This is a genomic window from Streptomyces sp. NPDC053079, from assembly GCF_044546695.1.
Lineage (GTDB): Bacteria > Actinomycetota > Actinomycetes > Streptomycetales > Streptomycetaceae > Streptomyces.
On the sequence record NZ_JBITZJ010000009.1, the window covers coordinates 303,174 to 324,283 of the forward strand.

Below are 21,110 nucleotides of genomic sequence, written 5' to 3' on the forward strand. Positions count from 1 at the left end.
ACCTCGACCGGCGTTCCGCCCGAGCCGTCGGCCCCGCCCGGCTTGGTACAGTCAGGAGGACTTTTCAGTGCACCGTACTGACCTGAGGAGACCCGATGGCATCCGACAGCGCCGACATCAAGGCCTGGCTCGACACCGTCACCATCGACCCCGCCGTGCGCGTCCTGCGGCCCGACTACCGCGCCCTCGTGCTCGCCGCGGAGGGCCTGCGGCCCGGGCCCAGCGACGAGGCGAGCGAGAAGCTGCTGGTCTCGGCCGAGGAGGGGGCCCGGGCGTGGCTCGCGCACACGCCGGTCGAGGAGCACCCCCACCTGGCCGCCTGGCGCGAGGCCTTCCGCGCCTTCGGCGCGAAGCCGCAGCGCACCCGCCCCAGCGCGGAGGCGCTGCTGCGCCGCGCCGAGACCGGACTGCCGCGAGTGGACCGGCTCACCGACATCTACAACGCGATCTCCGTCGCCCACGTCCTGCCGTTGGGCGGCGAGGACCTCGACCACTACGCGGGCCCGGCGCGCCTGGTCCGCGCCACGGGCGAGGAGGACTTCGGGACGACCGCGGGCGGCGAGGACGTCGTCGAGCACTGCCCGCCGGGCGAGGTCGTCTGGCGCGACGACGCGGGTGTGACCTGCAGGCGCTGGAACTGGCGCCAGTGCACCCGCACCCGTCTCACCCTCGCCACCACGCGCGCGGTGTTCATCCTCGACGCCCTCGGCCCGCTCGGCGACGCCGAGCTGACCGCCGCCGGGGACGCCCTGACGGAGGCCCTGCTCGCGAGCAGCCCGGGGGCGAGGGTCGCCGCATGCCTGGTGCGCTGACCGGACGACGGCCCCGCGCCGGGCGGCGCCCGCCGCCCGGCGCCGGGGCCGCTACGCCGTCATCGGCTCGGCGACCGCGGCGTCGAGCCCCTCGACGCACGCGTCGGCGAGGGCGTCGGTCGACAGCCCCAGCGCGGACGCCAGGGCCGTGATCGTGAAGAAGGCGGGGGTCGGCGCCCTACCGGTCTCGATCTTGCGGAGGGTCTCGGCGGACAGCCCGGCACGGGCGGCCACCTCCACCATGCTGCGCTCACCGCGGGCCTCCCGCAGCAGGGCGCCCAGGCGCTCGCCGCGCTGCCGCTCCCACGGGGTCAGAGGAGTTCTCACCATGCACGTGATACTAATACCGGTATAAGAATTGGTTCGAGCGGTCCGGCGATCCCGCCGGCCGTACAGGTGGGGAGTCGTGCGGATGGTGGAGATCAAGTCGGACGCGGCGCTGGAGGCCATGCGCGAGGCGGGGCGCGTCGTGGCGCACGCGCTGGCCGCGGTCGAGGACGCCGCCGGGGTCGGCGTCGCGCTGCGCGAGCTGGACGAGGTGGCGCGCGAGATCCTGGACAAGGCCGGGGCCACCTCGCCCTTCCTCGGCTACCACCCCTCCTTCGCCCCCACCCCCTTCCCCGCCGTCATCTGCGCCTCGGTCAACGACGCCGTCGTGCACGGCATCCCCGACGGCTACCGGCTGCGCGACGGCGACCTGGTCAGCATCGACTGCGGCGCGCTCCTCGACGGCTGGGCCGGCGACGCCGCCGTCAGCTTCACCGTCGGCACCGCCCGCCCCGCCGACCTGGCCCTGATCGAGACCACCCGGCGGGCGCTGGAGGCCGGCATAGCCGCGGCCGTCGTCGGCAACCGCATCGGCGACATCTCCCACGCCATCGGCAGTGTGGCCCGCGCCGCCCGCCACGGCCTCCCGGCGGACCTCGGCGGGCACGGCATCGGACGCCGGATGCACGAGGATCCCCACCTGCCCAACCGCGGGAGGCCGCACCGCGGGTACCGCCTGCGGCACGGGCTGGTCCTGGCCATCGAACCGATGCTCATGGCGGGCGGCCGCGACGACTACCGCACGGCACCCGACGGCTGGACCCTGTGCACCACCGACGGCAGCCGCGCCGCCCACATCGAGCACACCGTCGCCATCACCGACGACGGACCGCGCATCCTCACCCTTCCCTGAGGCCGGCCCGGCGCGACGTAAGACTTTCGTCACCGGATTTCCGGATCCCCCGGGGCCCCGGAGCTGTTCTCACCACAGGGGAACGCAGAGAACGCTGAGAACGCAGCACGGCTTCAGGAGGCGGAAATGGGACGCGTACGACGGCTGCTGACCAGGCCCATCGTCATCGCGGCACTGGCACTGGGCACCGTGGCGGTCGCCGTCGGGGTGTACTGGTTCCAGCCGTGGAAGCTGTGGGTGGACGAGACGGTGCGCGAGTCCGCGCCCGTCTCCGGCGGAGCGCCGGGCCAGGGGACGCGGACCCTGGCCACCGGCAGGCTCATCAGCCACGAACACACCACCACCGGCACGGTGCGCATCCTGCAGTCGCCCGACGGCAGCCGCACGCTGCGCCTGGAGGGGCTCGACACCAGCAACGGCCCGGACCTGCGGGTCCTGATCACCGACGCCCCGGTGAAGGAGGGCCGGGCCGGCTGGCGGGTCTTCGACGACGGCGCCCACGTCAGCCTCGGAAAGCTCAAGGGCAACAAGGGCGACCAGAACTACGCCCTGCCCGCCGACATCGACCTCAATCGGTACGGCAGCGTCAGCATCTGGTGCGACCGCTTCGACGTCTCCTTCGGTGCCGCCGCCCTCTCCCGTGCGTGAGGGTCCGCGCTAGCCGGCCGTGACGTCCGTCGTCGCGGCCACCGGCGCGGTGCCGGAGACCGTGCAGTTCACGGTCACCCCGAACACGTGCACCGCCGCGTTCCCGGGGCTGAAGGTCGTGCTGCCGGCGTCGTCCAGCCGCGCGGACGCGGTGCCGCCGGTGAGGGTCACGGTGGAACCGCTGGGGATGCGGTCGGCGTTGGTGAACCCGGTCGCCGTCACGCTGCCGGAGCCGGCGCCGCCGATGGCTATCTCCATCTCGCCCGACACGCTGTTCGCCGGGACGCTGATCGGCACCCTCAGCTGCGTGGTGACCTCCAGGGCGAGGTCCGCCGTGCCGCCCTGCGGGACGGTGGCCGGCGCCGCCATGGTGACCTGCAGGGACTGGACGCCCTCGGGGGCGCCCGGCCCGTTGCAGGTGTAGCCGACGGACACGGGATCGGCGGCGGCAGCAGGCGGCGCGCCCAGTCCGATGCCCGCGCTCGCCAGGGCGGCGACGAAGGCCGCGGCCGTCAGGGTGCGGTTGCGTCTGCGCGGAGCGGTCGAGGTGTTCATCGTCGTACTCCCTTCCGTCCGGGGGGCGGCCTCGTGGGCCTGCCGCCCGGTACGAAGAGGTGGGGGACTGATGTGAACACGTCATAAGTTGCACGGGGTGCCGGAGAAGTCAACAGCGTCCGGCCGCCCACCTGGCCTAGAGTGCGGGCATGGACATGGACGCGGAGAAGGGAACGGTCCGGGTCGACGCCTGGATCTGGTCCGTGCGACTCACCAAGACACGCTCGATGGCCGGCGCCGCCTGCCGCGCCGGGCACGTCCGCATCAACGGCGAACGCGCCAAGCCGGCCCAGACGGTCAAGGCCGGAGACGAGGTACGGCTGCGCCACGCCGGCCGCGAACGGATCGTGGTGGTCAAGCGCCTGGTGCGCAAACGGGTCGGCCCGCCGGTGGCGGCAGAGGCTTTCATCGACAACAGCCCGCCCCCGCCCCCGCGCGAGGCCGTCGCCCCCGCCGGCCAGCGCGACCGCGGCACGGGCCGCCCCACCAAGCGCGACCGGCGCGAGATGGAGCAGCTGCGCGGGCACTGAACCGAGGGCCGGTAGGGCCGACGGGGCCGGAAGCGTGAGAAGAATCGTGTCTGCATCACAGGGGCGTCGTTAATGCCGACATGACCAAGCGCATCGCAGCCGCCACCGCGCTCAGCGCCGTGGCCCTCGCCCTCCCCGTCGGCGCCGCCTCGGCCGCCTCCGCACCCCAGCCCGCCCCCAACCCCGGCCCCGTCTCCCTGCAGTTCGGCGCCCCCGCTCCCGACGAGGGCGAGGGCGGCCAGGAAGGCCGCGAAGGCCAGGACCGGGGCGGCCGGGAGGCCCAGGAGGCGCCGTACCGGGAGGCGAGCGGCCCCCTGGATCCCGTCCTGGGACTGGTCCGGCAGGTCACCAGCCTCCTGCCGCACTAGGCGGTCACGGCGTGGCCGCCAGCCGGTAGCCACGCTTCGTCACCGTGCGCACCACCGGCGCGTACGGGCCCAGGGCCGTGCGCAGCCGGGCCACCGCCGCCTCCACCGCGTGCTCGTCGGGGCGCTGCCCCGGCGGACCGCTCCACACCCGGCGCAGCAGTTCCGACCGGCTGAGCACGGTGCCCGGCCGCTCCGCCAGCGCCCGCAGCACCGCGGCCGGCAGCGGCGGCAGCAACAGCGTCCGGCCGCCGGCCAGGACCGCCGCCCCCTGCAGCACCAGGGGCCCGGCCGGGGTGTCGAGCTCGTGCCGGCAGCGCTCGGCGAGCTCCCGCCCGAGGGTGCGGACCAGGGAACCCAGCCGGCCGCGCTCGGGCCACACGCAGGGTACGTCCGCGACCAGCAGCGGCCGGGCGCAGATCGGCCCGATGCACACCGGCAGGACGTCCCGGCGCAGCGCGTCGACGACCTCGGCCCGCCGCCCGCAGGCCTCGGCGGCGGCCAGGAACGCTTCGACGGCCGGGGCGCTGGTGAACGGCAGCGCGTGGACCTCGCGCCGCGCGGTCTGCTCCGCGAGCCGGCGCACCGCCGCCGGGTCCTCGGGCGGACCCCACCGGTAGACGGGCACCTCGATGACCACGGCACCCGCCGCCCGCAGCGCCGCCGTGAACTCCGGCTGCGGCGCGCCGTGTTCCTGCACCGCGATCCGCCGGCCCCGCACCCCGCGGGCCAACAGCCAGGCCAGGACGTCGTCCAGGGCCTCGGACTCCGGCGCAAAGGTCTCCCGCAACCCGCAGGAGCGCAGCGCGCCCGCCGCCTTCGAACCACGGCTGACCAGCACCGCCTCCGCGCACGCCGCCACCAGCCGGCCGCCCGTGCCCCAGCCCTCCGCCGCGCTCATCCAGCCGCGCCAGCCCACCCCGGTCGTGGCCACGACGTAGTCCAGGCCCCCGGCGAGAGCGGCCTCGGTGGCCTCGTACAACAGCGCGTCGTCGCTCAGCGGCACCATCCGCAGGGCCGGTGCGGCGACGACCGTGGCACCACGGCGTTCGAGGAGGGCGCAGAGTTCGTCGCGCCGCCGGTCGGCCGTCACGCCCACGGTGAAACCGACCAGCGGCCCCTGCGGCTGTGGCACTTCCCCCGCGTCCCCCGGTATTGCTGACCTCATGGCCCGAGGGTTGCCCAACGTCGTTAAGGCCCCGTTGCGCCCACGTCACAGGGGCGTTAGCCCCCGTGCCGGCCGCGCAACGCCCACGTGACGTTCCCCGCACACCCGGCGCCGGACAGGATGCGCGCCCTGTGCGCCGGCGGCAACGTGAACGTCGCACCGGTGTAACGCGGGACCGCGACGCTTCGGGACATGCCCGTCGCCCCGTCGCCCACCGACACCCACTGCCCCTACTGCTCGCTGCAATGCGGCATGCGCCTGCGCCCCGTGGAGCCGGCCGCCCCCGGCGGGCCCGCGGTCGCGGTCGAGGAGCGCCCGGACTTCCCCGTCAACCGGGGCGCCCTGTGCGGCAAGGGCGCGTCGGCCGCCGCCGTCCTGTCCGCCGGGGCCCGCCTGAGTGCCCCGCTCTTGCGCGACCGCCGCACCGGACGGCTGCGCGAGGCGAGCTGGCCCCAGGCCCTGGACCGGGCCGCCGAGGGCCTTGCCGCCGCCGCGAGCCGCCACGGACGCGACGCGGTCGGCGTCTTCGGGGGCGGCGGCCTCACCAACGAGAAGGCCTACCTGCTGGGCAAGTTCGCCCGCGTCGTGCTGCGCACCCCCAACATCGACTACAACGGCCGCTTCTGCATGTCGTCGGCCGCCGCCGCCCAGCGCCGGGCCTTCGGCATCGACCGGGGGCTGCCGTTCCCACTGGCCGACGTCGCCCGCACCGGCTGCCTCGTCCTGGTCGGCGCCAACCCCGCCGACACCATGCCGCCCGCCGTGCGCCACCTGCGCGAACAGCGCGAGGCCGGCGGCCGCCTGATCGTCGTCGACCCGCGCCGCACCCGCACCGCGGAACTCGCCGACCTGCACCTGACGCCCCGCCCCGGCACCGACCTCGCCCTCGCCCTCGGCCTGCTCCACCTCGTCATCACCGACGGCCGCCTCGACGAGGACTTCGTCGCCACGCGCACCAGCGGCTACGAGCACGCCCGCGCCGCGGCCATGGCGCACTGGCCCGAGCGCGTCGAACGCCTCACCGGCGTGCCCGTGGCCCACCTGCGGCAGGCCGTGGAGCTGTTCTGCGACGCCCCCACCGGCATGGTGCTGACCGCGCGCGGCGGCGAACAGCACAGCAAGGGCGTCGACACCGTCGGCGCGTGGATCAACCTGTGCCTGGCCACCGGGCGGGCCGGCCGCCCCCTGTCCGGCTACGGCTGCCTGACCGGGCAGGGCAATGGCCAGGGCGGCCGCGAACACGGCCAGAAGGCCGACCAGCTGCCCGGCTACCGTGCCATCGACGACCCCGCCGCCCGCGCCCACGTCGCCGGCGTCTGGGGCGTCGACCCCGACAGCCTCCCCGGCCCCGGCCGCTCCGCCTACGAACTCCTCGACGGCCTCGGCACCGCCGGCGGGGTGCGGGCGCTGCTGCTGATGGGCTCCAACCCCGTCGTCTCCGCACCGCACGCCGGGCACGTCACCGAGCGGCTGCGGGCGTTGGACCACCTCGTCGTCTGCGACGTCGTGCTCTCCGAGACCGCCGAACTCGCCGACGTCGTCCTGCCCTCCGCCCAATGGGCCGAGGAGGACGGCACCATGACCAACCTCGAGGGCCGGGTGATCCTGCGCCGGGCCGCGCTGGCCCCGCCCGCCGGCGTCCGCACCGACCTGAGCATCCTGCGCGCCCTCGCCGCACGGCTGGGCGTCGGCGAGGGGTTCCCGGACGCGGCCGAGAAGGCCTTCGCCGAGCTCGGCCGGGCGTCCGCCGGCGGGCAGGCCGACTACTCGGGCATCGACTACGACCGGATAGCGGCGCAGGACGGCGTCTTCTGGCCCTGCCCCGCCACCCCCGGCGGCCCCGCCCACCCGGGAACGCCCCGGCTGTTCCTGGACCGCTTCGCCACCCCCGACGGGCGCGCACGCTTCGCCGACGTCTCCCACCGGCCGGCCGCCGAGGAGCCGGACACCGACTACCCGCTCCTCCTCACCACCGGCCGGGTCCTCGCCCAGTACCAGAGCGGCGCCCAGACCCGCCGCACCCCGGCGCTCAACAAGGCCGCCCCCGGCCCCTTCGTCGAGCTGCACCCCCGCCTCGCGACCCGGCTCGGCGTCGCCGACGGCGACCTGCTGACCGTCACCAGCCGGCGCGGCCGGGCCACCGCCCCCGCACACGTCACCCCCACGATCCGGCCCGACACCGTGTTCATGCCCTTCCACTGGCCCGGCGAAGGCAACGCCAACCGGCTCACCAACCCGGCACTGGACCCCGTCTCGCGCATGCCCGAGTTCAAGGTCTGCGCGGTCCGGGTGGAGAAGACCCCCACCGGAGAGACGTCATGACACCCCGCCCCGCACCCCTGCGCGTCGCCGTCGCCGGAGCCGGCATGGCCGCCGCCCGCTTCGCCCACCAGGCACTCTCCCTCGCCCCGCCCGGCACCCTGGAGGTGACCCTCTACGGACGGGAGCACCACGCGCCCTACAACCGCACGCTGCTCACCGGCGTACTGGCCGGCCAGGGCGACCCCACCGCACTGACGCTGCCGACCGGCGGCGCCCTGGTACGCACGGGAGTGGACGTCGTCTCCTTCGACCCGGCTTCCCGCACCCTGCGCACGGCCACCGGCGAGACCGTCCGCTACGACGCCCTCGTCCTGGCCACCGGCGCACGGCCCGAACTGCCGGACATCCGCAACCTCCACGCCGGCCCACGGCCGCCCGCCCGCACCGCCGCCACCGGCCCGGACCCGGCGCCGCGCGGAGCCCTGGGCACGCGCACCCGCCCCGCCACCCGCCCGGCAGCCGGCCGCCCCCTGAAGGACGGCGTCCACGCGCTGCGCACCCTCGCCGACGGCGCCCGCCTCGCCGGGGACCTCCCGCGCGCCCGCCGGGCCGTCGTCGTCGGCGGGGGAGTCCTGGGCGTCGGCGCCGCCCAGGCCCTGGCCGCCCGGGGCCTGCCCGTGCACCTGGTGCACCGGGCACCGCACCTGATGGAACGCCACCTGGACGCCGGCGCCGCGGCCGCCGTGCGCCGGTCCCTGGAGGCTCTGGGGGTGCGCGTGCACACCGGCCGCGGCGTCCGCGCCCTGCTCGGCGGCGACCGCGTCACGGGCCTCGAGATCGCCGACGGCCCGCTCCTGGAGACCGAACTGGCCGTGCTCGCCTGCGGCACCCGCCCCCGCACCCGGCTCGCCCGCGCCGCCGGCCTGACCGTGCGCACCGGCGTCGTCGTCGACGACAACCTCGCCACGTCCGCGCCCGGCGTCCACGCCATCGGCGACTGCGCCGAGCACCGGGGCACCGTCCACGGCCGCGCCGAAGCCGCCTTCGACCAGGCCGACGTCCTCGCCGCCCACCTGTCCGGGGCCCGGCCGGGCGCCCGCTACACCGGCTCGCCCGCGCTCCTGCGGCTGAGCGCCGGCCCCCTGCGGGCCCTGGCCCTCGGCGACGGCACCGGCCCGTCCGGCCCGGACACCGACACCGTCCGCCTCACCGACGCCACCCGCGGCACCTACAAGAAGCTCGTCCTGCGCGGCGACGCGCTCCTCGGCGCGCTCCTCGTCGGCGACCTCGCCACGGCCCCCGACCTCGTCCACGCCTTCGAACGGGGCGAGCCCGTACCCCCCGACCCCCTGCACCTGCTCACCACGGAAGGAGCCGCCCCGTGAAGGACACCCGACGCCACCTGGTGCTGGCCGGCCACGGCATGGCCGGGCAGCGCCTCCTCCACGCGCTCACCGAACGCGCCCCGGGCGCCTGGCGGGTCACCGTCCTCGCCGAGGAACCGCGCCCCGCCTACGACCGCGTCCGGCTCACCTCCTGGTTCTCCGGCACCACCGCCGAGGACCTGTCGCTGTGGCCGGCCGGCTTCGCCGACGAGCACGGCATCGACCTGCGGCTCGGCGACCCCGCCACCGCCGTCGACCGCACGGCCCGGACCGTCACCACCCGCTCCGGCCGGACCGTCCCCTACGACGTCCTCGTCCTGGCCACCGGCTCCCGGCCCTTCGTACCGCCCGTGCCCGGCCACGACACCCCCGGCTGTTTCGTCTACCGCACCATCGAGGACCTCGAGGCCATCCGCGACCGCGCCGCGCACACGCGCGTCGGAGCCGTCGTCGGCGGCGGCCTGCTCGGCCTGGAGGCCGCCGGAGCCCTGCGGGCCATGGGACTCGAGACCCACGTCGTGGAGTTCGCGCCCCGCCTGATGGCGGTCCAGGTCGACGAGGGGGGCGGAGCCGCGCTGCGCCGCAAGATCGAGGAACTGGGCGTACGCGTCCACACCGACGCCGCCGCACAGTCCGTCGACGCCGGCCCCGACGGCACGGTCCGCTCCATGACCCTCTCGAACGGCGAGAGCCTGGAGACCGGCCTCGTCGTCTTCTCCGCCGGAGTACGCCCCCGCGACGAGCTCGCCCGCGCCTGCGGCCTGCCCGTCGGAGAGCGCGGCGGAATCGTCGTCGACGCCGGCTGCCGCACCGCCGACCCCCACATCCTGGCCATCGGCGAGTGCGCCCAGGCCGCCGACGGACGCGTCTACGGCCTGGTCGCCCCCGCCTACGCCATGGCCGAGGCCGCCGCGGCGGAACTCACCGGCGGCACCGGCACCTTCACCGGCGCCGACCTCGCCACCAAGCTCAAGCTCCTCGGCGTCGACGTCGCCAGCTTCGGCGACGCCCACGGCACCGGCGACGGCGTCCTGGACGTGCTCTACTCCAACAGCCGCGACGGCGTGTACAAGAAGCTGGTCGTCGGCCCCGACGGCCGCCTCCTGGGCGGCGTCCTCGTCGGCGACACCGACTCCTTCGACCTGCTGCGCCCCCTCGCCGCGGCGGGCACCCCCCTCACCACGCCCCCCGAACAGCTCGTCCTGCCCACCCCCGCGGGCGGCGCCGCCGGCCCCGTGACCCTCCCGGACGCGGCCCTCGTCTGCTCCTGCCACAACGTCTCCAAGGGCGCGATCCGCGCCGCCGTCACCGAGGGCGGCTGCGCGGACGTGGCCGCGGTGAAACGATGCACCAAGGCCGGCACCGGATGCGGCTCCTGCGTCAAGATGATCGGCACCATCGTCGGCGAGGAACTCGCCGCCGGCGGCGCCGAGGTCGCCAAGGGGCTGTGCGAGCACTTCGCGCACACCAGGGCCGAGCTCTTCGAGATCGTACGGGTCAAGAAGGTCACCACCTTCTCCCGCCTCCTCGACGAACACGGCAGCGGCGGCGAGGGCTGCGACGTCTGCAAGCCCGTCGTCGGCTCCATCCTCGCCACCCTCAACCCCCAGCTCGGCAACTCCGTCCACATCCTCGACGGCGAACAGGCCGCCCTGCAGGACACCAACGACCACTTCCTCGCCAACCTCCAGCGCAACGGCTCCTACTCCGTCGTCCCCCGCGTCCCCGGCGGCGAGATCACCCCCGAAGGGCTCATCACCATCGGCGAGATCGCCCGCGACTTCGGCCTCTACACCAAGATCACCGGCGGGCAGCGCATCGACATGTTCGGCGCGACCGTCGACCAGCTCCCCCTGATCTGGCGCCGCCTCGTCGACGCCGGCTTCGAGTCCGGCCACGCCTACGGCAAGGCCCTGCGCACCGTGAAGTCCTGCGTCGGCCAGACCTGGTGCCGCTACGGCGTCCAGGACTCCGTCGCCCTCGCCATCGAACTGGAACTGCGCTACCGCGGCCTGCGCTCCCCGCACAAGATCAAGGCCGCCGTCAGCGGCTGCGCCCGCGAGTGCGCCGAGGCGCAGAGCAAGGACTTCGGCGTCATCGCCACCTCCGCCGGCTGGAACCTCTACGTCGGCGGCAACGGCGGCATGACCCCGCGCCACGCCGACCTCCTCCTCACCGACGCCGACCACGGCACGCTCATCCGCACCATCGACCGCTTCCTGATGTTCTACATCCGCACCGCCGACCGCCTGGAGCGCACCGCGCCCTGGATCGAACGCATGGAGGGCGGCCTGGACCACCTGCGGGCCGTCATCGTCGACGACTCGCTGGGCATCTGCGCCGAACTCGACGCGCTGATGGACCGGCACACCCGCACCTACGAGGACGAGTGGCGCGCCACCCTGGAGGACCCCGAACGGCTGCGCCGCTTCGTGTCGTTCGCCAACGCGCCCGGCACCCCCGACCCCACCGTGCGCTTCACGCCCGAGCGCGGCCAGATCCGCCCGGCACGCGAGAACGAGGCGGTGGCGGCGCTGTGAGCGGCTTCGTGGAGGTGGAGGTCGGGGGGCGCTGGACCGAGGTGTGCGCCTACCGCGACCTGCTGCCCGGGCGCGGCACCGCCGTGCTCGTGGACGGCCGGCAGATCGCGCTGTTCCGCGACCGGGCGGGGGAGGTGTACGCGGTGGGCAACCGCGATCCGTTCAGCGGGGCCCAGGTGATCTCGCGCGGCCTCCTCGGCAGTCGCGGGCCGGTGCCGGTGGTGATCTCGCCCATGTACAAGCAGGCCTTCGACGCCAGGACGGGAGCCTGCCTGGACGAGGAGTCCGCACCCGCGCTGCCGGTGTGGCGGGTCCGCCTCACAGCCCCTGCCCGGCGGTGTGCGGGAGATGTAGCACCGCCGAGCGGGAACGCACACCGGCCGGAAACCGCCCGTCCGTAGCCTCGCAGAGTGACCACGAACCCCGCCCTCACCGCCCTGGGGCACCCGCCGCCCGCCGTGGCGCGGCCCCACCACATCGACGACTGGCGGCCGGAGGACCCCCTCTTCTGGGAGGCCGCCGGCGCCCGCATCGCCCGCCGCAACCTCGTGTACTCCGTGCTCTGCGAGCACATCGGCTTCTCCGTGTGGAGCCTGTGGTCGGTCCTGGTCCTCTTCCTGGGCCCCGAGTACGGCATCGACCCCGCCGGCAAGTTCCTGCTCACGGCGGTGCCGACCCTGGTCGGCGCCGTCCTGCGGCTGCCCTACACGGTCGCCGTGGCGGTCTTCGGCGGCCGCACCTGGACCATCGTCAGCGCGCTCGCCCTGCTGATCCCCACCGGCCTCATCGCCTACGTCCTCGAGCCCGGCGTCTCCTATACGACGCTGCTGGCCGTGGCGGCCGTGGCCGGGCTGGGCGGCGGCAACTTCGCCTCCTCGATGGCCAACATCAACGCCTTCTACCCGCAGCGCCTCAAGGGCCGCGCGCTGGGCGTCAACGCGGGCGGCGGCAACCTCGGCGTACCGGCCGTCCAGCTGCTCGGCCTGCTGGTCCTGGCCACCGCGGGCGCCGCCCACCCCCGGCTCGTACCGCTCGCCTACATCCCGCTGATCGTGCTGGCGGCGCTCGCCGCCGTCCTGCGCATGGACAACCTGCCGCGCACGCGGTCCGCCGGGCGCCCCCTGCGCGAGGTGAGCCGCGACCGTCACGCCTGGGTGATGTCGGTGCTCTACATCGGCACGTTCGGCTCGTTCATCGGCTTCGGCTTCGCCTTCGGGCAGGTGTTGCTGGTGCAGTTCCCCGGCGACTTCCCGACGCCGGTGCGGGCCGCCGCCCTGACGTTCCTCGGGCCGCTGCTGGGCTCGCTCGTGCGGCCCGTGGGCGGCATGCTGGCCGACCGGTGGGGAGGCGCCCGCGTCACGTTCTGGAACTTCCTGGCCATGGCGGCGAGCACGCTGCTCGTGCTGCTGGCCTCGTCCCGGGGCTCGCTGCCGCTGTTCCTGGCCGGCTTCGTGCTGCTCTTCGTCCTCAGCGGCGTCGGCAACGGCTCGACGTACAAGATGATCCCCGCCATCTTCCGCCGCACGGCGCGGCGCTGGACCGGCGAGGGCATGGACGCGGGGATCGCCGAGGAGCGGTCCCACCAGCACGCGAACGCCCTGATGGGCATCGCCGGGGCGGTCGGCGGCCTCGGGGGAGTCCTGATCAACCTCGCGTTCCGCCAGGCCTTCCTGACGCAGGGCACGGGCGAGGCGGCGTACGCGGCCTTCCTCGGCCTGTACGTGCTGTGCCTGGCCCTGACCTGGGCCGTCTATCTGCGCGGCGGCTCGCGCGGCGTCTGAGAACGGTCGGAAGGCTTCACGATCCTGCCCCGGCGCCGCACGCGGCCCGGGGCAGGGGCCTCTCAGGCGGCCGGCTCGGCGATCAGGGCGGTGCCGATACGGCGGAATCCGGCCCTGGCGTAGACGCGCGCGACGGCCTCGTCCCCCGCGGAGAGGAAGACCGTCCCGATGCCCCGGGACCGGGCGTCGGCCACGAGCGCCGCGGTGACCGCGAGGCCCAGGCCGCGGCGGCGGGCGGCGGGCAGGGTGCCGATGCCGACGAGCTCGCTGACCGCGCCGACCGGCTGGTGCTGGCCCGCGCACAGCGGGGTGCCGTCCTGCGCGGCCATCGCCAGGGCGGTGAGGCCGGCGCGGATGCGGGAGGCGATCTGCCCGACCGTACCGTCGGCGGTCAGCGTCCGCTCCGCCGCCGCCACCTCCTTGGGGCCCGCGCTGCCGACGGCCGTGCCGGGCTCGCCGAAGGCGACGAACGGCACGGCGACCGCCGTCGCCAGGGCAGGGTCGTCCGCACCCACCATGCGCACCGACACCCCGTCACCGGCCGCCGTGGGCAGGCCGGTCACCGGGGCGGTCCCGTCCAGCACCATCAAGGGGTGCTCGTGCACCACCAGACCCGCCTCCTCGGCGGCCGGGCGCAGCCCGGGCGTGGTCTCCGCGACCCACTCGAAGCTCTCCGGCAGGCCCAGTTCGCGCTGGCGGGCCCGCACCCGCAGCACATCGGCGGCCGTCACCGCGGCGCCGCGCCACCCCAGGGCGGGACGGCCGTAGAACGGCCAGCCCCGGCCCTCGCGGACGAAGAGGGTCAGCGGCCCGAAGTCCTCGCCGCGGGCCACGCTGCGGGGCACGGCGTCGTAGTACTCCTCGATCCGGTCGAGGAGGGCGCGGACGGGCTGTCCGGAGGGGAGGGAATGGTCCATATGGGTCACGCGCCGCATCCAACACCAGGTCGCGACCCGGCGGCCACCGAATAAACGGGGCCGTGCGCCGGCCGGGGACACGGGGGGCCACGAAAATCATGGGATTTCCGTTCCCCGTGGGGAACCATCAGCTGTGGAAGGCGCTCTCTGGGACCAGAGGCGTACGGATGTGCGGGACCAACCCATATGCGGGGGCGGTAAATGACGCGAAAAGTCGCACAACAGCGGTCGTCGAGGGCGCGGAAGACCGCCGTGAGAACGATGACGGCGCTCGCGGCGGGGCTGGCGCTCACCGTGGGCGCGGCGGCGCCGGGGCTGGCGGCCGGCTCCGCGCGGGCCGCGGACGGCGCGCAGGCGAAGCCCGGTTGCGACGCGCCCGCCGCGCGCGGCACGTCCGCGCCCGCCGCACCGGCGCTGCCGCCCGAGGCGGCGCCCGCACCGGCCGCCGCGGGGAACGCCGCACAGAAGATCTCCTACAGCGTGGACTCCCAACTGCCCATCGGCCTGTGGTCGTCCTCCGCCGTCACCCTGCGCACGCCCGTCACCAACGGCAAGGTCCGCCTCGACGTCAGCAGCAGCGGCTTCAGCACCGACTCCCTCACGGTGCAGCGCTACGACACGGGCACCCGGCGCTGGGTCGACCTGGACTCCGCCCCGGGCGGCGGCAGCTGGCCCACCCGCGCCACCCTCACCTTCCCCGTCAGCGCCAAGGGCGCCGACGCCAGGCACCCGCACACCGTCGCGCTGCGGCTGCAGGACCTCGACCGCCCCGGCACCCTCACCGTCGCCGCCTCCGTCGAGGACGGGCGCGGCCACACCTACCGCGCACCCGCCCGCACCACCACCGCGACCCGGCCGAAGGTCACCGTCAGCGGCTGGCGGCCCGGCAGCACCCTGGAGCGCGGCGGCTCCGCGCGCGCCGTGACGGTCACGGTGAAGAACACCACCAACCGCGCCTACCCGGCGCTCGCCGCCTCCTACTTCGCCTACGGCGTCGGCAGGAACCGGGCCCTGGAGCCCAAGGACCTGACGCTGCGCCAGCACCGGCCCGGCCACGGCTGGGAGCGGGTCGCGCTGGTCGCGGGCGGCTGCGACCCCGGCATGAGCGCCACGCTGCGCCCGGTGGCCAAGGCGCCGCTCGCGCCGGGCGCCACCGCTGTATACCGCCTGAAGGTCGCCGTGGCCCGGACCGCCCCGCGCGACGTGGCCCGCGCGGACGCGGGGGTCACGGTGAGCAACGGCGACATGTCCTTCTTCTCCAAGGACCTGCCGTTCACGATCCGGGGCGGCAAGTAGGGCACGTAGCCGCGTCCACCGCCACGACGGCCGTCGGCATGTGCCGACGGCCGTCGTGCGGGGCCCATGTGTCCGCTGTGTGAAGCCCGTACCGGACCCGCTTGTCAACAATGGCGGATGGCGGTTTGATGAGGCCCACGACACGTACACCTCGGGTAAGGGCGGCCGATGACCAGCGGTGACCGAGTACCTCGCCAGGGCGACCGGCCACTGCTGCGCAAGTTCGACCAGCGGCTGAACGAGCTGATCGCCGCCATCTATCCCGACGAGCGCAAGCGCCCGGGGTACGCCCGGCTCGCCAAGGAGATCCGGGAGACCACCGGAGGGACGATCTCCGGTACGTATCTGTGGGAGCTGGCCACCGGCAAGAAGCGCAACGTCACCCTCGAACAGCTCGACGTCCTCGCGGAGTTCTTCGGGGTGCCCCCCGAGTACTTCCTCAGCGAGGAGGTCGCCGAGCGGGTCAACGCCCAGCTCGCGCTGGCCATCGCGCTGCGCGACACCCGGGTGCGCAACCTCGCCCTGCGGGCGGACGGCCTCTCCGCGGCGACCCTGGACGCGCTGCTGGCCATGGTCAACGAGGCCCGCAAGGTGCAGAACCTCTCCAGCGTCGAGACCGGCGGCGACGACGTCGCGTAGCCGCCGGGGCGCGCCACCGCCACGGGCGGCCGGGGCCGCCCGTGGCGTGCGGGGTCAGCGCTTGGGCGTGTTCGCCTCGGTGACGTTCACCGCGGCCCAGGCCTTGTCCACCGTCTTGTACTCCGTGCTGGTCGCGCCGTAGATGTCGGCGGCGGCCTGCAGGGTGGCGGTGCGGGCCTCGTGGAAGTCGGTCGTGGAGACCATGTAGCGGGTGAGGGCCCGGTAGAAGATCTGCTCGGACTTCGCCCGGCCGATGCCGGTCACCGTCGAGCCGTCGTGGGTGGGGGAGTCGTAGGTGACCCCGCCGACCGTCTTCTTGCCGCTGCCCTCGGCCAGGAGGTAGAAGGCGTGCGAGGAGACGCCGGAGCCGGCGTGGACCTCGCGGTCGTAGGAGCCCTCGTCCCAGTAGTCGACGGTGCCCTCGAGGACGTCGAGGGAGGGCTTGTCCAGGCGGCGCAGGAACGTCTGCTGCAGGCCCAGCTTCTCGCCCAGCAGGTAGTTCGGCGGGTTCGCGGAGTTGTTCGTCGCGAACTCCACGCCGGTGCCGAAGATGTCGGCGAAGGACTCGTTGAGGGCGCCGGCCTCGCCGAACTGGTTGCCCGCCTCGTCCACGCGCGTGGGCTCGAAGTTGGCGGTGGCCTCGATGACGCCGTGGCTCAGCTCGTGGCCGGTGACGTCCAGGGCGACCAGCGGCTGCTTGAACGTTTCGCCGTCCCCGTCGCCGTACATCATGCAGGCGCAGTCGGGGGACCAGTAGGCGTTGCCGACCTTGTCGCCGTAGTGGACGAGCGCACGCGGACCCGCGCCGTCGTTCTTGATGCCGTTGCGGGCGAACGTCTTCTTGTAGTAGTCGAAGGTGCTCGTGATGCCGTACTGGGCGTCGACCGCCGCGCTGGCGGAGTCGGCGGCGGTGCCGTTGCCCCACTTGTTGTCGGCGTCGGTGAAGGCCTTGCCGGCGGTGAAGGCCTCGAGCTCCTTCTTTCCGGCGTTCCTGGTCTCGGCGTTGCCGCGGCCCGGGTCCTTGAGGGTGAAGGAGCTCTTCGCGGTCTGCGTGGTGATCAGCGGCACGCTGCCCGCGAAGATCGAGGCGCCCGTGCCGTTGGCCGGCGCCGGGAAGGAGCCCGTGGCGGGCTTGGCCGGGCCGGGGGTGGCGGGCCGGGTGGTGCGCGGGGCGGCCTTCTGCCCCCGCTCGCGCAGCGTGGACCGCAGCTTCGGCGAGATGAACGCGTCGCTGTGCGGGGTGCTGCTGATGACCTTGCCGGAGGCGGCGTCGACGACCACCGAGCGGGCGGTGCCCGCCTCGGCGTCGCGGCTGCCGGTGACGGTCACCCGGTAGGCCAGGACGGCGTCCTCGGTGCGGGCGTCCACGACCAGTTCGGTCGTGGACGCGGTGCCGCCCGCCGACGCGGCGGCCTTGGCGGCGGCCTGAGGGGCGGTCAGCTTCGGGGTGACGGTCGGGACGGAGACCTGGCGCTTGGTCGCCCGGGTCGCGCCGAGGTAGGCGTTCTTCGCGTCGAGGTGGACGACGAGGTCGCCGCCGATCACGGTCACGCCCTGGTGCGTCCGCTCGAACCGGACGTGCCGCTTGCCCTCGGGGTCGACGAGGGTGTCCTTGACCTTCAGGGTGTCCGCCGCCGCGACGCCGGTGTCCTTGGTGTGGGCGAGGGCGGCGGCACGGGCGGCCTTCACGACGTCCGCGGGGGACACCGGGGAGGCCGCCGGAGCCGCCGGGGCCTTCGCCGTGCCGGCGGGCGCGGCCACGGCCGGGCCGGCCATGGTCGCCGCGGCGGCGACCGCGACGGCGGCGGCGACGAGGCGTCTGCGGGAAGAGGCCGATATGGAGGATGTGGGGGATGTACGCACTCTGAGCGCCCTTTGTCATGGGGGCGGTTCGGGCATGGCCGAACCGCCCGCGCGCCACGCGGTGCGACACGGTCGCACCGCGGGAACCTGCGGTCCCGTGGATGACCATGCAGGCATTGGCATGCGCATGAAAAGAGCAAAGTGCGGAAATATCCGAACAGTTGATGCATTGTTTACAAATGATCAACAGGTAGTGATCGGAAGGCGACATCCTGTCCCACCGTCAGGCAAGACGGGGCAACCTCCCCCGGGGTTGCCGGGGTTGGGAAGTTGATCAGTATGTGAGACGGGGCCCGCGTCAGCCCGTCCAGTCGCCGCCCGCGATACGCGTGCCGGCCGCCCGCAGCCGCCCGGCCACCCGCTCCGCCGCGACGTACACCCACCCGCGCACGGGGGCCTCCCCCCCGACGCCCTCGGTGAACACCTCGCACACGACGCGCTCGTAGAGATTGCGCGGATCGCCCGGACGGTGACCCTCCAGTTCGTCGAGCGCCGACAGCACCCGCTCGTACGCCCAGGGCGCCACGGTGATCAGCTCGCCGTGGACCTCGCCCGCCCCCTCCCGTACCGCGTACGGAAACCCCGGGCCCTCGTACAGCACCGCGCCCCGCAGCACCGCGGGCACCTCGGCCACCGTGCGGCCGCGCAGCAGGCGGTCGTGGTTGCGCCGCCCCGGACGCAGTGTCCCGTAGACGAAGAAGGGCAGGTCAGCGGGGGCCTCCTGCGCGGTCACCGAGGACCCCTTCCGTAGAGTCTTCCGCCGCGGTCCGCCGGAAGGGCGGGTACGGACATCCGGCCGTAGCCTAGAAGTATGGGACAGCGGTCCGTCGCGCCCCCGGCCCCCTCCGCGCCCGAGCTCGTCGTCGAAGCCGACGACGGCTCGCACGTGATGAGCCCGAGCCGGATCTACCACGTGGGGCGCGACCCGGCGAGTGACATCGTGCTGCGCGACAAGCGGGTCTCGTGGCACCACGCGGTGCTGCGCGCGGTCCGGGACCACTGGACGCTGGAGGACACCGACAGCACCAACGGCACCTACGCCGAAGGCCGGCGCGTGCACGAGGTCGACGTCGGACCCGGCAGCGTCGTCCGCTTCGGCAACCCCGCCGACGGCCCCACCGCCGTCGTCACCGCCCCGCCGGAGCGCCCCGCCGACCGCCCCTCGTCCGTCCACCACCCCTCGGCCACCGGCACCTTCCGCCGGCCCACCTCCGTACACGCCCTGCCCACCCGCACCGTGCGCATCGGCCGCGGCACCGACAACGACCTCGTCATCGACGACCTGAGCGTTTCCCGGCACCACGCCGAACTGCGGATCCTCCCGGACGGCGGCCACGAGATCGTGGACGTCGGCAGCCACAACGGCACCTACCTCAACGGCCGCACCGTCCGGCGCGCCCCCCTCGGCGCCGGCGACATCGTCGGCATCGGCCACTCCGACTTCAGCCTCGTCGGCGACCAGCTGCAGGTCTTCGTCGACACCGGCGAGGTCTCCCTCGACGTCCAGGAGCTCTCCGTCCAGGTCGAGGGCGGACGCAAGACCCTCCTGGACGACGTCTCCTTCCCCGTGAAGGCCAAATGCCTGCTCGCGGTCGTGGGGCCGAGCGGCGCCGGCAAGTCCACCCTCCTCAACGCCCTGACCGGACAGCGCCCGGCCGACCGCGGCACGGTGCTTTACGACGGGCGCGACCTGTACCAGGACTACGCCGAGCTCAGGGCCCGCATCGGGCTCGTCCCGCAGGACGACATCCTGCACACCCAGCTCAGCGTGCGCCGCGCCCTGCGCTACGCCGCCGAACTGCGCTTCCCCGGCGACACGGCCAAGGCCGAGCGCGAGGCCCGCGTCGAGGAGGTGATCGGCGAACTGGGCCTGGAGCAGCGGGCGCGCCAGCCCATCCACAGCCTCTCCGGCGGCCAGCGCAAGCGCGTCAGCGTGGCCCTGGAACTGCTGACCAAGCCCTCGCTGCTCTTCCTCGACGAGCCCACCTCCGGCCTCGACCCGGGCATGGACCGCTCGGTGATGAACATGCTGCGCGCCCTGGCCGACGACGGCCGCACCGTCATCGTCGTCACCCACAGCGTGCTCAGCCTGGACGTCTGCGACCGGCTGCTGGTCCTCGCCCCCGGCGGGCGCACCGCCTTCTACGGGCCGCCCCGCGACTCCCTCGACTTCTTCGGCTTCTCCCAGTGGCCCGAGGCCTTCGAGGCGTTCGAGAACGACCGGGACCGCGACTGGGCGGGGCAGTACCGCGCCTCCCCGCAGTACCGGCGCTACATCGCCGCCTCCGAACAGCCCCGGCTCGGCGGCGCCCCGGCGCCGCTGCCCGCGATCGAACCCGTGAAGGCCCAGAGCTGGGGCGCCCAACTGCGCACCCTGATGCGCCGCTACGTCTCCGCCCTGACCGCCGACCGGACCTTCCTGGCCATCATGATCGCGCTGCCCTTCGTGATGGGCGCGATGGCCCGGGCCCTGGCCAGCTCCAGGCTGACCGGGGACAACGCCATGAACGCGCTGCTGATCCTGTGCGTGGGCGGCGTGCTGACCGGCGCGGCCAACGCCGTGCGCGAACTGGTCAAGGAACGCGTGATCTATCAACGGGAACGGGCGGTCGGCCTGTCCAGATCCGCGTACGTCATGTCGAAGATCCTGGTGCTCGGGGCCATCACGGTGGTCCAGGCGGTCGTGCTGACCCTGGTCGGGCTCGGCGGGGTGGACACCGGCGCGCCGGGAGGCAAGGGCGTCCTCATGCCACCCCTGGCCGAGATCACCCTGGCCGTGGCGCTGCTGTCGTTCACCTCCATGCTGCTGGGCCTGCTCGTCTCGGCCCTGGTGCGCAAGGAGGAGGTCACCATGCCGCTGCTGGTGCTCATCGCCCTGGTCCAGGTCGTCTTCTGCGGCGCCCTGCTCGCCCTGCACGGCGTGCCGGGGCTGGAGCAGCTGTCGTGGCTGGTGCCCGCGCGCTGGGCGCTGGCGGCCATGGGCGCCACGCTCGACCTGGAGCGCCTGGTGCCGGGCAAGCAGACCGCCGACCCGCTCTTCGACCACGCCGTGGGCACCTGGCTGGTGGACATGAGCATGATGGTGCTGCTGTCGGTGGTCCTGGGCCTCCTCGTCGCCCGCCTGCTGCGCCGGCACGAGCCCACCATCATGCGGAAGTGACGGCCGCCC

The 21,110-nt window shown here is 74.3% G+C and carries 19 protein-coding genes; 13 read left to right on the forward strand and 6 right to left on the reverse strand.

Annotated features, from left to right (window positions below; all coding sequences use genetic code 11):
* The first annotated feature begins 95 nt into the window (after positions 1-95).
* Positions 96-812, forward strand: coding sequence for a B3/4 domain-containing protein (locus ACIGXW_RS31240; RefSeq protein ID WP_399576272.1), 717 nt, complete (start codon positions 96-98; stop codon positions 810-812).
* A 51-nt stretch (positions 813-863) separates the two neighbouring features.
* Here the strand turns inward: ACIGXW_RS31240 and ACIGXW_RS31245 are convergent, their stop codons facing one another.
* Positions 864-1,142 (reverse strand): helix-turn-helix transcriptional regulator, encoded by a 279-nt coding sequence (locus ACIGXW_RS31245; protein ID WP_071966772.1) that lies wholly within the window; start codon positions 1,140-1,142, stop codon positions 864-866.
* An 82-nt stretch (positions 1,143-1,224) separates the two neighbouring features.
* On the opposite strand from ACIGXW_RS31245, the gene map reads away from it, so the two are divergent.
* Positions 1,225-1,992: a type I methionyl aminopeptidase gene (map, locus tag ACIGXW_RS31250; protein WP_399576274.1), complete on the forward strand. Its 768-nt coding sequence runs from the start codon at positions 1,225-1,227 to the stop codon at positions 1,990-1,992.
* A 126-nt stretch (positions 1,993-2,118) separates the two neighbouring features.
* Positions 2,119-2,640: a DM13 domain-containing protein gene (locus ACIGXW_RS31255; protein WP_399576276.1), complete on the forward strand. Its 522-nt coding sequence runs from the start codon at positions 2,119-2,121 to the stop codon at positions 2,638-2,640.
* A 9-nt stretch (positions 2,641-2,649) separates the two neighbouring features.
* Here ACIGXW_RS31255 and ACIGXW_RS31260 read toward each other — a convergent pair whose 3' ends face one another.
* Positions 2,650-3,195, reverse strand: coding sequence for a hypothetical protein (locus tag ACIGXW_RS31260; RefSeq protein ID WP_399576278.1), 546 nt, complete (start codon positions 3,193-3,195; stop codon positions 2,650-2,652).
* A 155-nt stretch (positions 3,196-3,350) separates the two neighbouring features.
* Between ACIGXW_RS31260 and ACIGXW_RS31265 the strand changes: the two genes are divergently transcribed.
* Complete coding sequence (locus ACIGXW_RS31265) at positions 3,351-3,725, forward strand: RNA-binding S4 domain-containing protein (RefSeq protein ID WP_071966970.1); 375 nt, start codon at positions 3,351-3,353, stop codon at positions 3,723-3,725.
* Positions 3,726-3,805: 80 nt separating this feature from the next.
* Positions 3,806-4,093, forward strand: coding sequence for a hypothetical protein (locus ACIGXW_RS31270; protein WP_399576279.1), 288 nt, complete (start codon positions 3,806-3,808; stop codon positions 4,091-4,093).
* A gap of 4 nt (positions 4,094-4,097) precedes the next feature.
* Here ACIGXW_RS31270 and ACIGXW_RS31275 read toward each other — a convergent pair whose 3' ends face one another.
* On the reverse strand, positions 4,098-5,258 hold the full coding sequence (locus ACIGXW_RS31275; RefSeq protein ID WP_399576281.1) for a uroporphyrinogen-III synthase: 1,161 nt from the start codon (positions 5,256-5,258) through the stop codon (positions 4,098-4,100).
* Positions 5,259-5,450: 192 nt separating this feature from the next.
* On the opposite strand from ACIGXW_RS31275, the gene ACIGXW_RS31280 reads away from it, so the two are divergent.
* From ACIGXW_RS31280 to ACIGXW_RS31300, 5 genes are read left to right on the forward strand one after another with little or no spacing between them, the layout of a single operon-like run.
* A complete protein-coding gene (locus tag ACIGXW_RS31280) occupies positions 5,451-7,580 on the forward strand; it encodes a molybdopterin oxidoreductase family protein (protein WP_399576283.1) in 2,130 nt (709 codons plus the stop codon).
* Positions 7,577-8,905, forward strand: a complete 1,329-nt coding sequence (locus ACIGXW_RS31285; protein ID WP_399576285.1) for an NAD(P)/FAD-dependent oxidoreductase — start codon at positions 7,577-7,579, stop codon at positions 8,903-8,905. The genes ACIGXW_RS31280 and ACIGXW_RS31285 overlap by 4 nt, the downstream gene beginning before the upstream one ends.
* A 38-nt stretch (positions 8,906-8,943) precedes the next feature.
* Positions 8,944-11,445 carry a nitrite reductase large subunit NirB gene (gene nirB, locus ACIGXW_RS31290; RefSeq protein ID WP_399576409.1) on the forward strand — a complete coding sequence of 834 codons (2,502 nt, stop codon included), beginning with the start codon at positions 8,944-8,946 and terminating at the stop codon, positions 11,443-11,445.
* Entirely contained in the window at positions 11,442-11,846 is a 405-nt protein-coding gene (gene nirD / locus ACIGXW_RS31295; RefSeq protein WP_399576287.1) for a nitrite reductase small subunit NirD, read from the forward strand. Before nirB ends, nirD begins: the two co-directional genes overlap by 4 nt.
* Positions 11,847-11,882: 36 nt before the next feature.
* Complete coding sequence (locus ACIGXW_RS31300; protein ID WP_399576410.1) at positions 11,883-13,226, forward strand: nitrate/nitrite transporter; 1,344 nt, start codon at positions 11,883-11,885, stop codon at positions 13,224-13,226.
* A gap of 62 nt (positions 13,227-13,288) precedes the next feature.
* Here the strand turns inward: ACIGXW_RS31300 and ACIGXW_RS31305 are convergent, their stop codons facing one another.
* Positions 13,289-14,143, reverse strand: a complete 855-nt coding sequence (locus ACIGXW_RS31305) for a GNAT family N-acetyltransferase (RefSeq protein ID WP_399576411.1) — start codon at positions 14,141-14,143, stop codon at positions 13,289-13,291.
* Between the two features lie 261 nt (positions 14,144-14,404).
* On the opposite strand from ACIGXW_RS31305, the gene ACIGXW_RS31310 reads away from it, so the two are divergent.
* On the forward strand, positions 14,405-15,439 hold the full coding sequence (locus tag ACIGXW_RS31310; RefSeq protein WP_399576412.1) for a hypothetical protein: 1,035 nt from the start codon (positions 14,405-14,407) through the stop codon (positions 15,437-15,439).
* 168 nt (positions 15,440-15,607) lie between these two features.
* Positions 15,608-16,078 carry a hypothetical protein gene (locus tag ACIGXW_RS31315; RefSeq protein ID WP_104531792.1) on the forward strand — a complete coding sequence of 157 codons (471 nt, stop codon included), beginning with the start codon at positions 15,608-15,610 and terminating at the stop codon, positions 16,076-16,078.
* A 54-nt stretch (positions 16,079-16,132) separates the two neighbouring features.
* Here ACIGXW_RS31315 and ACIGXW_RS31320 read toward each other — a convergent pair whose 3' ends face one another.
* Positions 16,133-17,854, reverse strand: a complete 1,722-nt coding sequence (locus ACIGXW_RS31320; protein ID WP_399576413.1) for a M4 family metallopeptidase — start codon at positions 17,852-17,854, stop codon at positions 16,133-16,135.
* Positions 17,855-18,239: 385 nt separating this feature from the next.
* Positions 18,240-18,674: a gamma-glutamylcyclotransferase gene (locus ACIGXW_RS31325; protein ID WP_399576289.1), complete on the reverse strand. Its 435-nt coding sequence runs from the start codon at positions 18,672-18,674 to the stop codon at positions 18,240-18,242.
* A gap of 78 nt (positions 18,675-18,752) precedes the next feature.
* Between ACIGXW_RS31325 and ACIGXW_RS31330 the strand changes: the two genes are divergently transcribed.
* A complete protein-coding gene (locus ACIGXW_RS31330; protein WP_399576291.1) occupies positions 18,753-21,101 on the forward strand; it encodes an FHA domain-containing protein in 2,349 nt (782 codons plus the stop codon).
* Positions 21,102-21,110 lie beyond the last annotated feature (9 nt).

What these genes read in the sequence shown, in the direction of transcription:
- ACIGXW_RS31330 (WP_399576291.1), top strand. Translation starts at nt 18,753, where the DNA reads ATGGGACAGCGGTCCGTCGCGCCCCCGGCCCCCTCCGCGCCCGAGCTC.
- ACIGXW_RS31240 (WP_399576272.1), top strand. Translation starts at nt 96, where the DNA reads ATGGCATCCGACAGCGCCGACATCAAGGCCTGGCTCGACACCGTCACC.
- ACIGXW_RS31285 (WP_399576285.1), top strand. Translation starts at nt 7,577, where the DNA reads ATGACACCCCGCCCCGCACCCCTGCGCGTCGCCGTCGCCGGAGCCGGC.
- ACIGXW_RS31310 (WP_399576412.1), top strand. Translation starts at nt 14,405, where the DNA reads ATGACGGCGCTCGCGGCGGGGCTGGCGCTCACCGTGGGCGCGGCGGCG.
- ACIGXW_RS31275 (WP_399576281.1), bottom strand. Translation starts at nt 5,258, where the DNA reads ATGAGGTCAGCAATACCGGGGGACGCGGGGGAAGTGCCACAGCCGCAG.
- ACIGXW_RS31270 (WP_399576279.1), top strand. Translation starts at nt 3,806, where the DNA reads ATGACCAAGCGCATCGCAGCCGCCACCGCGCTCAGCGCCGTGGCCCTC.
- nirB (WP_399576409.1), top strand. Translation starts at nt 8,944, where the DNA reads ATGGCCGGGCAGCGCCTCCTCCACGCGCTCACCGAACGCGCCCCGGGC.
- ACIGXW_RS31265 (WP_071966970.1), top strand. Translation starts at nt 3,351, where the DNA reads ATGGACGCGGAGAAGGGAACGGTCCGGGTCGACGCCTGGATCTGGTCC.
- ACIGXW_RS31315 (WP_104531792.1), top strand. Translation starts at nt 15,608, where the DNA reads ATGACCAGCGGTGACCGAGTACCTCGCCAGGGCGACCGGCCACTGCTG.
- ACIGXW_RS31305 (WP_399576411.1), bottom strand. Translation starts at nt 14,143, where the DNA reads ATGGACCATTCCCTCCCCTCCGGACAGCCCGTCCGCGCCCTCCTCGAC.
- ACIGXW_RS31280 (WP_399576283.1), top strand. Translation starts at nt 5,451, where the DNA reads ATGCCCGTCGCCCCGTCGCCCACCGACACCCACTGCCCCTACTGCTCG.
- map (WP_399576274.1), top strand. Translation starts at nt 1,225, where the DNA reads ATGGTGGAGATCAAGTCGGACGCGGCGCTGGAGGCCATGCGCGAGGCG.
- ACIGXW_RS31255 (WP_399576276.1), top strand. Translation starts at nt 2,119, where the DNA reads ATGGGACGCGTACGACGGCTGCTGACCAGGCCCATCGTCATCGCGGCA.
- ACIGXW_RS31245 (WP_071966772.1), bottom strand. Translation starts at nt 1,142, where the DNA reads ATGGTGAGAACTCCTCTGACCCCGTGGGAGCGGCAGCGCGGCGAGCGC.
- ACIGXW_RS31320 (WP_399576413.1), bottom strand. Translation starts at nt 17,854, where the DNA reads ATGGCCGGCCCGGCCGTGGCCGCGCCCGCCGGCACGGCGAAGGCCCCG.
- ACIGXW_RS31260 (WP_399576278.1), bottom strand. Translation starts at nt 3,195, where the DNA reads ATGAACACCTCGACCGCTCCGCGCAGACGCAACCGCACCCTGACGGCC.